The 12,275-nt window shown below is 69.2% G+C and carries 14 protein-coding genes; 13 read left to right on the top strand and 1 reads right to left on the bottom strand.

Annotation, left to right across the window (positions count from 1 at the left end; all coding sequences use genetic code 11):
- Window positions 1-171 precede the first annotated feature (171 nt).
- The 12 genes from secY (at window position 172) to truA (ending at window position 8,708) form a co-directional block, all read left to right on the top strand.
- On the top strand, window positions 172-1,479 hold the full coding sequence (gene secY, locus QSK26_RS03670) for a preprotein translocase subunit SecY (RefSeq protein WP_285773486.1): 1,308 nt from the start codon (window positions 172-174) through the stop codon (window positions 1,477-1,479).
- On the top strand, window positions 1,479-2,129 hold the full coding sequence (locus QSK26_RS03665) for an adenylate kinase (protein WP_285773485.1): 651 nt from the start codon (window positions 1,479-1,481) through the stop codon (window positions 2,127-2,129). The genes secY and QSK26_RS03665 overlap by 1 nt, the downstream gene beginning before the upstream one ends.
- 109 nt (window positions 2,130-2,238) lie before the next feature.
- Window positions 2,239-3,093 (top strand): type I methionyl aminopeptidase, encoded by an 855-nt coding sequence (map, locus tag QSK26_RS03660; RefSeq protein WP_285773484.1) that lies wholly within the window; start codon window positions 2,239-2,241, stop codon window positions 3,091-3,093.
- Entirely contained in the window at window positions 3,080-3,487 is a 408-nt protein-coding gene (locus QSK26_RS03655; protein ID WP_285773483.1) for a DUF1707 SHOCT-like domain-containing protein, read from the top strand. The genes map and QSK26_RS03655 overlap by 14 nt, the downstream gene beginning before the upstream one ends.
- A gap of 346 nt (window positions 3,488-3,833) precedes the next feature.
- Complete coding sequence (gene infA / locus QSK26_RS03650; protein WP_093171747.1) at window positions 3,834-4,055, top strand: translation initiation factor IF-1; 222 nt, start codon at window positions 3,834-3,836, stop codon at window positions 4,053-4,055.
- A 24-nt stretch (window positions 4,056-4,079) separates the two neighbouring features.
- Window positions 4,080-4,193, top strand: coding sequence for a 50S ribosomal protein L36 (rpmJ, locus tag QSK26_RS03645; RefSeq protein ID WP_003956441.1), 114 nt, complete (start codon window positions 4,080-4,082; stop codon window positions 4,191-4,193).
- A gap of 209 nt (window positions 4,194-4,402) precedes the next feature.
- On the top strand, window positions 4,403-4,783 hold the full coding sequence (rpsM, locus tag QSK26_RS03640; RefSeq protein WP_285773482.1) for a 30S ribosomal protein S13: 381 nt from the start codon (window positions 4,403-4,405) through the stop codon (window positions 4,781-4,783).
- A gap of 42 nt (window positions 4,784-4,825) precedes the next feature.
- A complete protein-coding gene (rpsK, locus tag QSK26_RS03635) occupies window positions 4,826-5,230 on the top strand; it encodes a 30S ribosomal protein S11 (RefSeq protein WP_185056251.1) in 405 nt (134 codons plus the stop codon).
- 19 nt (window positions 5,231-5,249) lie between these two features.
- On the top strand, window positions 5,250-5,876 hold the full coding sequence (gene rpsD / locus QSK26_RS03630) for a 30S ribosomal protein S4 (RefSeq protein ID WP_285773481.1): 627 nt from the start codon (window positions 5,250-5,252) through the stop codon (window positions 5,874-5,876).
- A gap of 105 nt (window positions 5,877-5,981) precedes the next feature.
- Window positions 5,982-6,998, top strand: coding sequence for a DNA-directed RNA polymerase subunit alpha (locus QSK26_RS03625; protein ID WP_185056249.1), 1,017 nt, complete (start codon window positions 5,982-5,984; stop codon window positions 6,996-6,998).
- Between the two features lie 98 nt (window positions 6,999-7,096).
- Entirely contained in the window at window positions 7,097-7,660 is a 564-nt protein-coding gene (gene rplQ, locus QSK26_RS03620) for a 50S ribosomal protein L17 (protein WP_285773480.1), read from the top strand.
- A gap of 139 nt (window positions 7,661-7,799) precedes the next feature.
- On the top strand, window positions 7,800-8,708 hold the full coding sequence (gene truA, locus QSK26_RS03615) for a tRNA pseudouridine(38-40) synthase TruA (RefSeq protein WP_285773543.1): 909 nt from the start codon (window positions 7,800-7,802) through the stop codon (window positions 8,706-8,708).
- 211 nt (window positions 8,709-8,919) lie between these two features.
- On the opposite strand, the gene QSK26_RS03610 is transcribed toward truA, so the two are convergent.
- The gene (locus QSK26_RS03610; protein ID WP_285773479.1) at window positions 8,920-9,792 is read right to left on the bottom strand and encodes a hypothetical protein; all 873 of its coding nucleotides are present in this window, start codon (window positions 9,790-9,792) and stop codon (window positions 8,920-8,922) included.
- Window positions 9,793-10,426: 634 nt separating this feature from the next.
- Between QSK26_RS03610 and QSK26_RS03605 the strand changes: the two genes are divergently transcribed.
- Complete coding sequence (locus QSK26_RS03605) at window positions 10,427-11,173, top strand: hypothetical protein (protein WP_285773478.1); 747 nt, start codon at window positions 10,427-10,429, stop codon at window positions 11,171-11,173.
- The last annotated feature ends 1,102 nt before the right edge of the window (window positions 11,174-12,275 follow it).

Here is a 12,275-nt window from a genome sequence, read left to right as displayed (position 1 = left end):
TAGAGTTCGCTGGGCGGCGGCCGTTCCTTGAAGGCTCTTTGACGGGAATCCCCCTCGGAGAGTCATGTCGCGGGACGTCCGCGTCTGACAAGCTCGACTACAGAGATATTCGATGGACCACCCCCGCACCATCGCTGACCGATACCGCCTTTCAGGCGCGCAGGAGGGCCCGTGCTGACCGCGATTACCCGAGCGTTCCGTACGCCGGACCTGCGAAAGAAGTTGCTCTTCACTCTGGGCATCATCGCGCTGTTCCGGCTCGGCTCGGTGCTTCCGACCCCTGGCGTCAACGCCGAAAACGTCCGCCGCTGTCTGGAGCAGGCGCAGTCCAGTGACGCCGGCAACATTTACGGCATGGTGCAGCTGTTCAGCGGCGGGGCGCTGCTGAAACTTTCGGTGTTCGCGCTCGGCATCATGCCGTACATCACCGCGAGCATCATCCTGCAGCTGCTGGTCGTGGTGATCCCACGGCTTGAGGCCCTCAAGAAGGAGGGCCAGGCCGGCACCGCGAAGATCACACAGTACACGCGTTACCTGACCATCGGCCTCGCCATCCTCCAGTCGACCGCGTTCATCGCGCTCGCGAGGACCGGCCAGCTCTTCCCGCAGTGTCAGGAAGAGGTCCTCCTCAACCAGGAGATCTTCACCATCGTCACGATGGTGATCACCATGACCGCGGGCACCGCCGTGATCATGTGGCTGGGCGAGCTCATCACCGACCGCGGCGTCGGCAACGGCATGTCGATCCTGATCTTCACCCAGGTCATCGCCGTCTTCCCGTCCGAGCTGCTCAACATCTACCGGCAGAGCGCCTTCACCTTCGTCGCGGTGATGGTGGTCGGCATCTTCATGATCGCCGCCGTCGTCTTCGTCGAGCAGGCTCAGCGCCGCGTCCCCGTGCAGTACGCGAAGCGCATGGTGGGTCGCCGGATGTACGGCGGGACCTCCACGTACATCCCGCTCAAGGTCAACCAGGCGGGCATCATCCCCGTCATCTTCGCCTCTTCGCTGCTCTACCTCCCGCAGCTCGTCACCACGCTGTTCGCCAGCGCGGAGAACCCGAACGTGGTGGTCCAGTGGATCTCGGAGCACCTGGTCACGGGTGACACGCCGGTCTACATGGCCACCTTCTTCCTGCTGATCGTGTTCTTCACCTACTTCTACGTGTCCATTACCTTCAACCCCGTTGAAGTCGCCGACAACATGAAGAAGTACGGTGGGTTCATCCCGGGCATTCGCCCGGGCCGGCCGACGGCTGAGTACCTCAACTACGTGCTCACTCGTCTCACCGCTCCCGGGGCGTTGTATCTGGGCCTGATCTCCATGGTGCCGATCGTCGCCCTCGCGGTGGCCGGTGCGAGTCAGAACTTCCCGTTCGGAGGGACGAGCATTCTGATCATGGTTGGTGTTGGACTTGACACCGTGAAGCAGATCGAGAGCCAGTTGCAGCAGCGTAACTACGAGGGTTTCCTCAAGTAGTGCGTGTCGTCCTGGTCGGGCCCCCCGGAGCGGGCAAGGGGACACAGGCCCAGTTCATCGCATCGAACCTGTCCATCCCGAAAATTTCGACAGGTGACATTTTCCGTGCCAACGTTTCGGGCGGCACGGAGCTCGGCAAGCTCGCCAAGGAATACATGGACCGTGGCGACCTCGTACCCGACGAGGTCACGATAGCCATGGTCCGCGACCGCCTCTCCGAGGACGACGTGCAGGACGGTTTCCTGCTCGACGGCTATCCCAGGAACGTCCCCCAGGCCGAGATCTTGAAGAAGATGCTCGCCGAGTGGGGGGCCGCCCTGGACATCGTCCTGGAGCTGGTCGTCGACGACGAGGAAGTGGTCCGCAGGCTGGCAGGGCGCAGAACCTGCAGCCAGTGCGGGCGCATCTGGCACGTCGAGTTCGACGACAAGCAGGACGACATGTGCGACGCCTGCGGCGGCCGGCTCTTCCAGCGCGACGACGACAAGGAAGAGACCATTCGCCACCGGCTGGAGGTGTACCAGGAGCAGACCTCGCCCCTGATCGCCTTCTACGCCGACGAGGGCATCTTGGTCGGGGTGGATGCCACCGGTCCGGTCGAGGAGGTCACTCAGCGCGCGATGGAGGCCCTTCGGCCCTTCACCGATTGACGCCTTCGTCAACACGCCACTCATGGAACCCCATGAGTGGCGTGTTGGCGTTTAGGGCACAATCGGGGGAATTGGACCACCCTTTCAAACCACCCCAGGGGGTGTCTCAGTGTTCAAGAAGAACCGGCACGGAATTCAGATCAAATCGCCTGAGCAACTGGAGAAGATGCGGGCCGCCGGGCTCGTCGTCGGCCGGACCCTGGAGCTGCTCAGGAAGACCGTCGAGCCCGGCCTCACCCCGCTGGATCTGGACGCCGTCGCCGAGAAGGCCATCAGGGACGAGGGCGCCATCCCGTCGTTCAAGGGCTACCAGGGCTTCCCCGCCACGATCTGCGCCTCGGTGAACGAGGAGGTGGTGCACGGCATCCCCGGCGAGTCCCGCAAGCTGCGCGAGGGCGACATCATCTCCATCGACTGCGGCGCGATCCTGGACGGGTGGCACGGCGACTCGGCGATCACCGTGCCGGTCGGCGAGGTGGACCCGGAGCTGACCGAGCTGATGCGGGTGACCGAGGAGTCGATGTGGGCGGGCATCGCCGCGCTCACGGTCGGCCGGCACCTGTCCGACGTCGGCTACGAGGTCGAGCGGTACGTGCGCCGCCAGGGCCGTTACGGAATCCCCCAGGAGTACGGCGGGCACGGCATCGGCACCGAGATGCACATGGACCCGTGGGTGGCCAACCACGGCAGGCCGGGACGCGGCCCGAAGTTCGAGGCGGGCATGTGCTTCGCGATCGAGCCGATGGTCAACCTGGGCACCGACCGGACCAGGGTGCTGGCCGACGAGTGGACCGTGGTGACGATGGACGGCCGGCCGTCCGCGCACTTCGAGCACAGCGTCGCCGTCACGCATAATGGACCGTGGGTGCTCACGGCTCTTGACGGAGGCAAGGAGCGCCTGCAGGGTCTTCTAAGCGCGGGAGCCGATGGCGATGGCGATAAGTCCGGAGATGCGGGCCTCTGACGGCGACCGGGAGCGGGTGGCGGCAGAACTGCGCGAGCACTGCGCCGACGGCCGCCTGACGATCGACGAGTTCCACGAGCGGCTGGACCAGGTCTTCAGGAGCAAGACCCACGCCGAGCTCCAGCTGCTCACCGCCGACCTGCCGGCGACCGACCTGCGGGCCGTGGCGGAGCGGGCGCAGACCGCGGCCGAGGTCGAGAAGAAGCCCGCGCGCAACGAGCTGCGCGACGGCTGGCGGACGTGGGCCTTCGCGAGCGGTATCAACTGGATGATCTGGGTGGCCGCCAGCCTCAACTCCGATGGCTTCGTCTACCCCTGGCCGTTTTGGGTCATGATCCCGTGGGGCCTGGTCCTGCTTGTCATGGTCGGCAAGAGCAGGGGATCCAAGGGGTAGGGGCGCGTTTCCGCGCCGCGTGCGCGTGCGGCCGGCGGGGCCGGTGGCGATCCGGGGGGAGCCCGCTTCGGGAGCCCGCTTCGGGAGTCTGTCGCGACACGGCGGCGCCGGGCCTTCGCCGTCCCGGTAAGGGCCGCGGGTACGGTACGCTGGAAGTCACTAGGTGTCCTGACACCGGTCGTTGAGTTTCGCTTTTTCATCGCTGGTGCCGTACACTTCTTTGTCGGCTCACTATGACCATTGCGCTATCGGCGGCCCTCTCGGCTGCCGCTCTCTCGAAACGCGTGGTCGCGGCTGCGTAGTGATCCGATGCCTCAGACGACCGATCAGTGAAACGCGAGGGACATTGCCCAAGAAAGACGGCGCCATCGAGATCGAGGGCACTGTGGTCGAGTCGCTCCCGAACGCCATGTTCCGGGTGCAGCTCGACAACGGGCACAAGGTCCTGGCCCACATCAGCGGAAGGATGCGGATGCACTACATCCGGATCCTGCCCGACGACAGGGTTGTCGTCGAACTGAGCCCCTACGACCTGAGTCGTGGGCGGATCGTCTACAGATACAAGTAAGCCGTCTGAGGAACGACAAGGACTATGAAGGTCAAGCCGAGCGTCAAGAAGATCTGCGACAAGTGCAAGGTGATCCGCCGGCACGGTCGCGTCATGGTGATCTGCGACAACCTGCGTCACAAGCAGCGTCAGGGCTAGTCGCGCACGGCCCCTCTGAGTCCGCTCCTGGTAGCGGACTCGACGCATGAAGGGACCGTGCACAAAGTAAGCGCGTCTCACACCTGCGCAGGCGGCGTAAGCCGTACCACGCGGGCGACCCCCGGTCGGAGGCCGGGGCCCTCACCCCGGGCATTGGGGAGGGGTAGTGAGGTGCAAGACCTCCGCCACAAAGAAGGAGAATGCCCGCCATGGCTCGCCTGGTTGGCGTCGACCTCCCCCGCGACAAGCGGCTCGAGGTCGCTCTCACCTACATTTTCGGCATCGGCCGGACCCGCGCGCTGGAGACCCTTGAGGCCACCGGCATCAGCGGTGACATTCGTGTGCACCAGCTCACGGACGAGGAGCTCGTCCCGCTGCGTGACTACATCGAGGCGAATTTCAAGATCGAGGGTGACCTCCGCCGCGAGATTCAGGCCGATATCCGCCGCAAGATCGAGATCGGCTGCTACCAGGGCATCCGGCACCGCCGCGGTCTCCCCGTGCACGGTCAGCGCACGCAGACCAACGCGCGCACCCGCAAGGGCAAGAAGAAGACCGTCGCCGGTAAGAAGAAGCCCGGTAAGAAGTAGTCCCGCGCAGCAGGACCGACCACCTTTCGGAGATAGCGTTACATGCCTCCTAAGAGCCGCCAGGGTGCACCGAAGAAGGTGCGCCGCAAGGAAAAGAAGAACGTCGCTCACGGGCACGCCCACATCAAGAGCACGTTCAACAACACGATCGTCTCCATCACCGACCCCCAGGGGAACGTGATCTCGTGGGCCAGCGCGGGCCACGTCGGGTTCAAGGGCTCCCGTAAGTCCACCCCGTTCGCCGCGCAGATGGCTGCGGAGAACGCCGCTCGCCGCGCCATGGAGCACGGCATGCGCAAGGTCGACGTCTTCGTCAAGGGTCCCGGCTCCGGCCGTGAGACCGCGATCCGCTCCCTCCAGGCCACCGGCCTCGAGGTCGGCTCGATCCAGGACGTGACCCCGGTTCCGCACAACGGCTGCCGCCCGCCCAAGCGCCGGCGCGTCTGAGGCCCAGGAGACTAGAGAAATGGCTCGTTACACCGGAGCGGACTGCAAGCTCTGCCGCCGCGAGAAGACCAAGCTCTTCCTCAAGGGCAAGAAGTGTGAGTCCGCCAAGTGCCCCATCGAGATCCGTCCTTACCCGCCGGGTGAGCACGGCCGCGGGCGCCCCAAGGAGTCCGAGTACCAGCTTCAGCTTCGTGAGAAGCAGAAGACCCGCCGGATCTACGGCGTGCTGGAGAAGCAGTTCCACAACTACTACGTGGAAGCCAACCGCAAGACCGGTAAGACGGGTGAGAACCTCCTCCAGATCCTGGAGAGCCGTCTCGACAACGTCGTCTACCGCGCCGGTTTCGCCGAGTCGCGCGACGCCGCCCGCCAGCAGGTGCGCCACGGCCACATCCTGGTGAACGGCAAGAAGGTCGACATCCCGTCGTACCGGGTGCGCGAGCACGACATCATCGAGGTCCGCGAGAAGTCGCGCAACCTGATGCCGTACGAGGTGGCCCGCGCCACCGCCGGCGACCGGACCGTCCCGGCCTGGCTGGGCGTCCTGCCCGAGGCGATGCGCATCCTCGTGCACCAGCTCCCTGTTCGCCAGCAGATCGACACGCAGGTCCAGGAGCAGCTGATCGTCGAGCTCTACTCCAAGTAGTAGCGCTTTTTGCCCATGCCGTACGGCTTTCGTCGCCGTACGGCATAGGCTCGTATACCGACGGCGTCAAATAGCGGGCGTCGTGGAGAAACAGGGGAGATCCCAATGCTGATCGCTCAGCGTCCGACCCTCCTCGAGGAATCCCTTGAGGAGACCCGGTCCCGGTTCGTCATCGAGCCGCTGGAGCCGGGCTTCGGCTACACCATCGGCAACTCGCTGCGGCGCACGCTGCTGTCCTCCATCCCGGGGGCGGCCGTCACCAGCATCCGCATCGAGGGCGTGCTGCACGAGTTCTCGACCGTGCCCGGGGTCAAGGAGGATGTCACCGACATCATCCTGAACCTCAAGGAGCTGGTCGTCTCCTCCGAGCACGACGAGCCGGTCGTGATGTACCTCCGCAAGCAGGGGCCCGGCGAGGTCACCGCCGCCGACATCGCGCCGCCCGCGGGCGTCGAGGTGCACAACCCCGAGCTGCGCATCGCCACGCTGAACGGCAAGGCGAAGCTGGAGATGGAGCTGACCGTCGAGCGCGGCCGCGGTTACGTCTCCGCCGCGCAGAACAAGCAGCCGGGTCAGGAGATCGGCCGGATTCCGATCGACTCGATCTACTCCCCGGTGCTCAAGGTCACCTACAAGGTCGAGGCGACCCGAGTCGAGCAGCGCACCGACTTCGACCGTCTCATCCTCGACGTCGAGACCAAGCCCAGCATGAAGCCGCGCGACGCCGTGGCCTCCGCGGGCAAGACCCTGGTCGAGCTGTTCGGTCTCGCCCGCGAGCTGAACGTCGAGGCCGAGGGCATCGACATCGGCCCGTCGCCGACGGACGCGGCGCTCGCCGCCGACCTGGCGCTGCCGATCGAGGAGCTCAACCTCACGGTCCGGTCCTACAACTGCCTCAAGCGCGAGGGCATCCACACCGTGGGCGAGCTGGTCGCGCGCAGCGAGCAGGACCTGCTGGACATCCGCAACTTCGGCGCCAAGTCGATCGAGGAAGTCAAGCAGAAGCTGCACGAGATGTCGCTGGCGCTCAAGGACTCCCCGCCCGGGTTCGACCCGAGCGCGGTGGCCGGCGACTACAGCGACGACGACGACAGCCGGTACGTCGAGACCGAGCAGTACTGAGTTAGATCATCGGGGGCGCCCTCTCCACGGGGGGCGCCCGCCGGCCCGACCCCGGTACCTCATACGGCCGGGGCGGGTTCACTCACAAGGAGAACGCAATGCCCAAGCCCACGAAGGGTGCCCGTCTCGGCGGCAGTCCCGCGCACGAGCGGCTCATCCTGGCGAACCTCGTCACCGAGCTGTTCGACCACGGCCGCATCCGGACCACCGAGGCCAAGGCCAAGCGCCTGCGCCCGCTCGCCGAGCGCCTGATCACCAAGGCCAAGAAGGGCGACATCCACAACCGTCGCCAGGTCCTCACGGTTGTCAAGGACAAGGGCGTCGTCCACCACCTGTTCACCGAGATCGCGCCGACCTTCGCCGAGCGCCCCGGTGGCTACACCCGGATCACCAAGATCGGTCCCCGTAAGGGCGACAACGCGCCGATGGCCGTGATCGAGCTGGTGACCGAGCCGCTGAACCCGGTCACCGTCTCCCGCCAGGCCCCCGCCGCCGCGCCTGCCGCTCCCGCCGAGGAGCCCAAGGACGCCGTCGAGGAGCCGCAGGACACCGCGGAAGAGCCGAAGGACGCCGTCGAGGCGAAGGACGAGGCCGCCGAGGCGACCGACGCTCCCGCCGACGCCGACGCTCCGGCCGCCGAGTCCAAGAAGGACGAGGCCTGACCGCATCGCACGTGAGGCCCGGTGTCCCGTTCCCTGGGGCGCCGGGCCTTTCTGCTGCTCCAGGTGGTTTGCTTACCGTGTCTCCGAGGTGGGTGATTCTGTGACTTCCGGTGCGAGTTCGCCGGTTCCCTCCGGCAGCGTGCCTCCCCCGGCGCACGCGTCCTCCGCTCCGGAGGAGGTCGTACGGGTGCGGCTCGACCTCGGGTACGACGGCACGGAGTTCTCCGGCTGGGCCGTACAGCCCGGGAGACGGACCGTGCAGGGCGAGATCGAGGCGGCCCTGGGCCGGATCCTGCGGCTCGATCCGGCGCCTGCCCTGACGGTGGCCGGCCGTACCGACGCCGGGGTGCACGCGCGCGGTCAGGTGGCGCACGCCGACCTGCCGGTGGCCGCGGTCGAGGCGATGAACCGCAACCGCCGCAAGGACGCCGAGGCGGAACCCGCGGGAATCGCTGAGCGGCTCCCTGGACTGTTCCGCAGTCTCGCCGGGGTTCTGCCGCCCGATGTGCGAGTTCATCGCCTTAGCGTGGCTCCTGAGGGCTTCGATGCCCGGTTCTCGGCGCTTTCGCGGCGATATGTGTACCGGGTGAGCGACGCGCCGGGCGGGGTCGATCCGTTGCGCCGGCGCGAGGTGCTCTGGCACCCGCGCCCTCTGGACACCGCCCGGCTCAACGCGGCGGCGGCGCGACTGCTGGGCGAACACGACTTCGCCGCCTTCTGCAAGCAGCGCGAGGGCGCCACCACCATCCGCGAGTTGCAGCGGCTCGACTGGGTCCGCGGCGCGGACGGCATCCTCGCGGCCACCGTGGTCGCCGACGCGTTCTGCCACTCGATGGTGCGCGCCCTCGTCGGCTCGCTGCTCGCCGCGGGCGACGGCCGCCGCGAGGTGGCATGGCCGGGCGAGGTCCTGGCACACGCCGTACGCGACTCCGGCGTTCACGTGGCTCCCGCGCACGGCCTGTGCCTGGAAGAGGTCCGCTACCCGGCCCCCGCCGACCTGGCCCGCCGCGCCACCCTCACCCGCCGAGTCCGCACCCTCCACCTCTGAGCCACCGACCCTTAAGCCTTCACCGGCTCTGAGCCTTACCACCTCTGAGCCTTCACCGGCTCTGAAGCCTTCAGTGGCCGGGTCCGTGCGAGGTGCCTGCCGCCGCTGGGCCTTCGGCGAGGGGCCGGACGGTCCGGGTTTTCTTCCGGGGGTGGGACGCGGGACGCCCGCGCCTTCGGGGAGGAGGGCGCGGGCGTCGGGGTTGGCGGGGTCAGCCGGTGATGCGGCGTTCCAGGACCAGGGCGGTGGTGTCCCTGAAGCCGCCGCTCACCTTGCCGAGGCCGGTCTCCTTGGGGGTAGGGGTGTGGCCGTCGGCGTTCGTGGCATAGCTGAAGACGATGTAGCGTCCCCAGACCAGGCCGGAGGCGTACCCGCCGGCGATGTGCACCCGGTCCGCCCCCGACGCCGCCGAACCGGGGAGCGGGCGGAACCACACGTTCCCCATGAGGTTCTTCGCCTTGTCCGCGTGCAGGGCGTCGTCCAGGGACGGCAGTACGGCGATGCCGGTGGTGATCGCGTAACGCTTCTTGGCGTCCACGTACGTCGCGCGCAGGACCCGGCTGCACTTGTTGTCGCGCAACGCCGTCGCGAACGCGCCCGTCGCCGCCGTGTCGCATTCCATCGTCATGGCCGTCTTGACCCGGGTGAACGTCGCCCCGGACACCTCGATCTGCCGGTCCGGGAACGCCTCCGCCAGCGTGAGCGCCTTCGGATCGGTGGACTCGGTGTTCAGGATGGACGTGACCCGCGAGTCGGCGGGCCCGGGGTCACCCGGCGGCGGCGTCGGCACCGGTGCCGCGCTGACCGGCTCGGGCGCCGAGATCGCCTGGTAGCCGAAGTAGCCGCCGCTGCCGACCACCGCCAGCAGCGCCAGCGCGCCGACCCCGATCAGCACGGCCTTCCTGCGGCTGCCGCGCTCCCGCTGCGGGCCGCCGAAGTCCGTCCCCGGCGGAAAGCCCGGCTCCGCCGGACCCGGCGGCGGCGTGAACGGCCCGCGCGGCTCCGACGACAGCGGCGGCGGCCCGCCGGGAGGCATCCCATGCGGCGGCGTCGGCCACTCCGCCGGACCCCCCGGGAACGTCACCCCACCTTGGCCCTGCCCCTGTGCCTGACCCTTGACGAGGGTTGTCGTGTCTTCGTTGGTTTCCCCGCCCTCCGGGGACCCGGGGGCTTCCCCGGGCTGCGGTCCGTTGCCGCCTTGGGGGCCGGTTCCGGCGGGGGCCGCCGTTCCGGGGTGGGGAGGGATTCCGGCTGGGGACGTGGTTTCGGCTGCGGTTTCGGGTTGAAGGGTGCCTTCGGGCTGAGTTGTGCTTGCGGCTTGGAGGCCGGGTTCGAGGTGGGTCCCGTTCATGGCCTGGGTACCGTTCACGCCCTGGGGCCCTGTCACGGCCTGGGTTCCGTTTACGGGCTGAGTCCCGTTCACGGCCTGGGTTCCGGTTACGGGATGGGGGCCGCTTGCGCCCTGAGGGGCGTTTGTGCCCTGGGTTCCGCTTGTGCCTTGGGTTGCGTTCGTGCCGTCGGGGCCGGGTCCGGTCTGGGGGGTTCCCGGGGTGTGGGGGCCGGTGCCGTTGAGGGGGGCTTCGCTCGTGGAGGGTGCATGTGCGCCCGGCGTCGTTCCGGGGGCCTGCGGGGTGGCGGGGCCGCCGGGAGCGTCGAGGGCGGAGGGACCCGGTGGCAGGGCGAGAGCGGACGTGCCGCCTCCGGGGACTGTGGAGCCCGTGGAGCCCGTGGAGCCGGAGCCCGTGGAGTCGGTCGAACCAGTGGAGCCGGAGCCCGAGGAGCCCGGCGAGCTGGTGGCGCGTGGGGAGTCCGCGCCATGGCGTACGGGGACGGTGGCGTCGCCGGGGGCCAGGGGGAGGGTGCCGTCGGAGGGGGTGGGACCGGTCGGCTGGTGGCCGGGGTCCGTACCGGAGGGCGGCCATACGGGTACGTCTTCCACGTCGCGCTGCCGCACCGGCCGGGTCAGGCCGGCGTCGGCGATCTCACCGCCGGGGCCGTCCAGGACGTCGGGCGAGGGCCGGTCCGCGGAGGCGTCCTTGGGCTGGTTCCAGGAGGCCGTGTCCTGCGGCTCACTCCACCACGCCGCGTCCGCCACCGCGTCCCGCGGACCGGCGTCCCCCGGCCCCGACGCGCCGGGCGTCCAGCCGGGGGTGTCCTTCGGCTCCGAGGCGTTGGGCGTCCAACCGGGGATCTCCTGCACGCCCGATGCGCCAGGGGTCTCTTTGGGGTCGGTGGCGCCGGGGGTCCAGCCGGGAGTGTCCTTGGGCTCCGGAGAGGTGGGGGTCCAGCCCGGGGTGTCCTGGCGTTCAGACGCGTTCGGGGTCCAGCCGGGGGTGGCGGGGCGGGGGGAGCCGGGGGGCCAGGTCGGTGTTTCGACCGGTTCGCCGGTGGCGGCGGGCCAGGTGGCCTGGCCGGAGGTGTCGGAGGCGGTGGGGACCGGCATGCCGGCCGCCGCCGCGGTGTAGGCGGGCGGGGGCTGCCAGTCGGCGGGGTTCAGCGACCCAGGACGCGGCAGGTTCGGGAACGGCGGCTCGGGCTGCCTGTGGGACGGCGGGAGCGCCCCGGGCGGGACCCACGGCTGCGGACCCCCGGGTACGGCTCCGCCGGGCCCCTGGGCGCCGGGGATGGGACCGCCGGGCAGAAGCGCACCGGGCAGCGGCACACCGGAAGGCGTCCAGGGCACCGCCGGACCATCGCCATCCGCACCAAAACCAGAGCCTGAAGCACCACCCCCGCCAGAGCCGACCCCACCAGGGCCGACCCCGCCAGGGCCGAGAGCGGCGGCCGTACCGGGGCCTTGACCGGGACCGAAACCAGGGCCGGGACCGGTGCCGGGGTTGGAGTTGGGACCTGTCGCAGAGGCATAGCCGGGGCCAAGGCCACCACCAGGACCTGTACCGGGACCAAGGCCACCACCAGGGCCCGTCCCAGGACCGAAAGCAGGGCCGGGACCCGCGCCCGTGCCGAAGCCGGGGCCAGGGTTGGGACCCGTCGCGGGACCATAACCGGGCCCGAAGTCACCGCTTACAGCACCGGGGCCACCGCCAGGGTTCGTGACGGGACCGGGGCCACCGCCGGGACCCGTTCCGGGACCGAGGCCGCCGCCAGCGCTGGGACCGAAATCACGGCCGGGGCTCGTACCGGGGCCGTGACCGGGACCCGCGTTGGGTCCGAGGCCGGTACCGAAGCTGGGGCCCGGACCTGTACCGAGGCCGGGACCCGCGCTGGGGCCGCCGGGGCCGAGACCGCTCCCGGCGCCATTCCCTGGACCGAGAGCGCCGCCATTCCCCGGGCCGAGGGCGGCACCGTTCTCCGGGCCGAGGCCGTTGGGGGATGGGGGGCCGAGGTTTGGGGGTGGGGTGGCGTACCAGTCGTAGGGGGCGGCGTCGCTGGGGACCTCCCAGGGTTGGGCGGACGCGCCCCAGGGTGCCTGGTCGACGTCCGGCTCCGGGCCGGGTCGGTGGGCCGCCGCATCGCCCGTGGTGGGGGAGTGCGGTGGTGGGTACGTCTGTGCACCGGTCCGGAGCGGGGGAGACGTCGGCTGGCCGAAGCTCGGCGGGGGTGTCG

It is taken from the genome of Microtetraspora sp. NBRC 13810 (genome assembly GCF_030268685.1).
GTDB lineage: Bacteria > Actinomycetota > Actinomycetes > Streptosporangiales > Streptosporangiaceae > BSRQ01.
This window is presented reverse-complemented; position numbering and strand designations above follow the sequence as displayed.

Excerpts from the sequence above, each read along its gene's own strand:
- QSK26_RS03655 (WP_285773483.1), top strand. The coding sequence starts at position 3,080 with ATGCGGGCCTCTGACGGCGACCGGGAGCGGGTGGCGGCAGAACTGCGC.
- rpmJ (WP_003956441.1), top strand. The coding sequence starts at position 4,080 with ATGAAGGTCAAGCCGAGCGTCAAGAAGATCTGCGACAAGTGCAAGGTG.
- rpsM (WP_285773482.1), top strand. The coding sequence starts at position 4,403 with ATGGCTCGCCTGGTTGGCGTCGACCTCCCCCGCGACAAGCGGCTCGAG.
- rpsK (WP_185056251.1), top strand. The coding sequence starts at position 4,826 with ATGCCTCCTAAGAGCCGCCAGGGTGCACCGAAGAAGGTGCGCCGCAAG.
- rpsD (WP_285773481.1), top strand. The coding sequence starts at position 5,250 with ATGGCTCGTTACACCGGAGCGGACTGCAAGCTCTGCCGCCGCGAGAAG.
- QSK26_RS03625 (WP_185056249.1), top strand. The coding sequence starts at position 5,982 with ATGCTGATCGCTCAGCGTCCGACCCTCCTCGAGGAATCCCTTGAGGAG.
- rplQ (WP_285773480.1), top strand. The coding sequence starts at position 7,097 with ATGCCCAAGCCCACGAAGGGTGCCCGTCTCGGCGGCAGTCCCGCGCAC.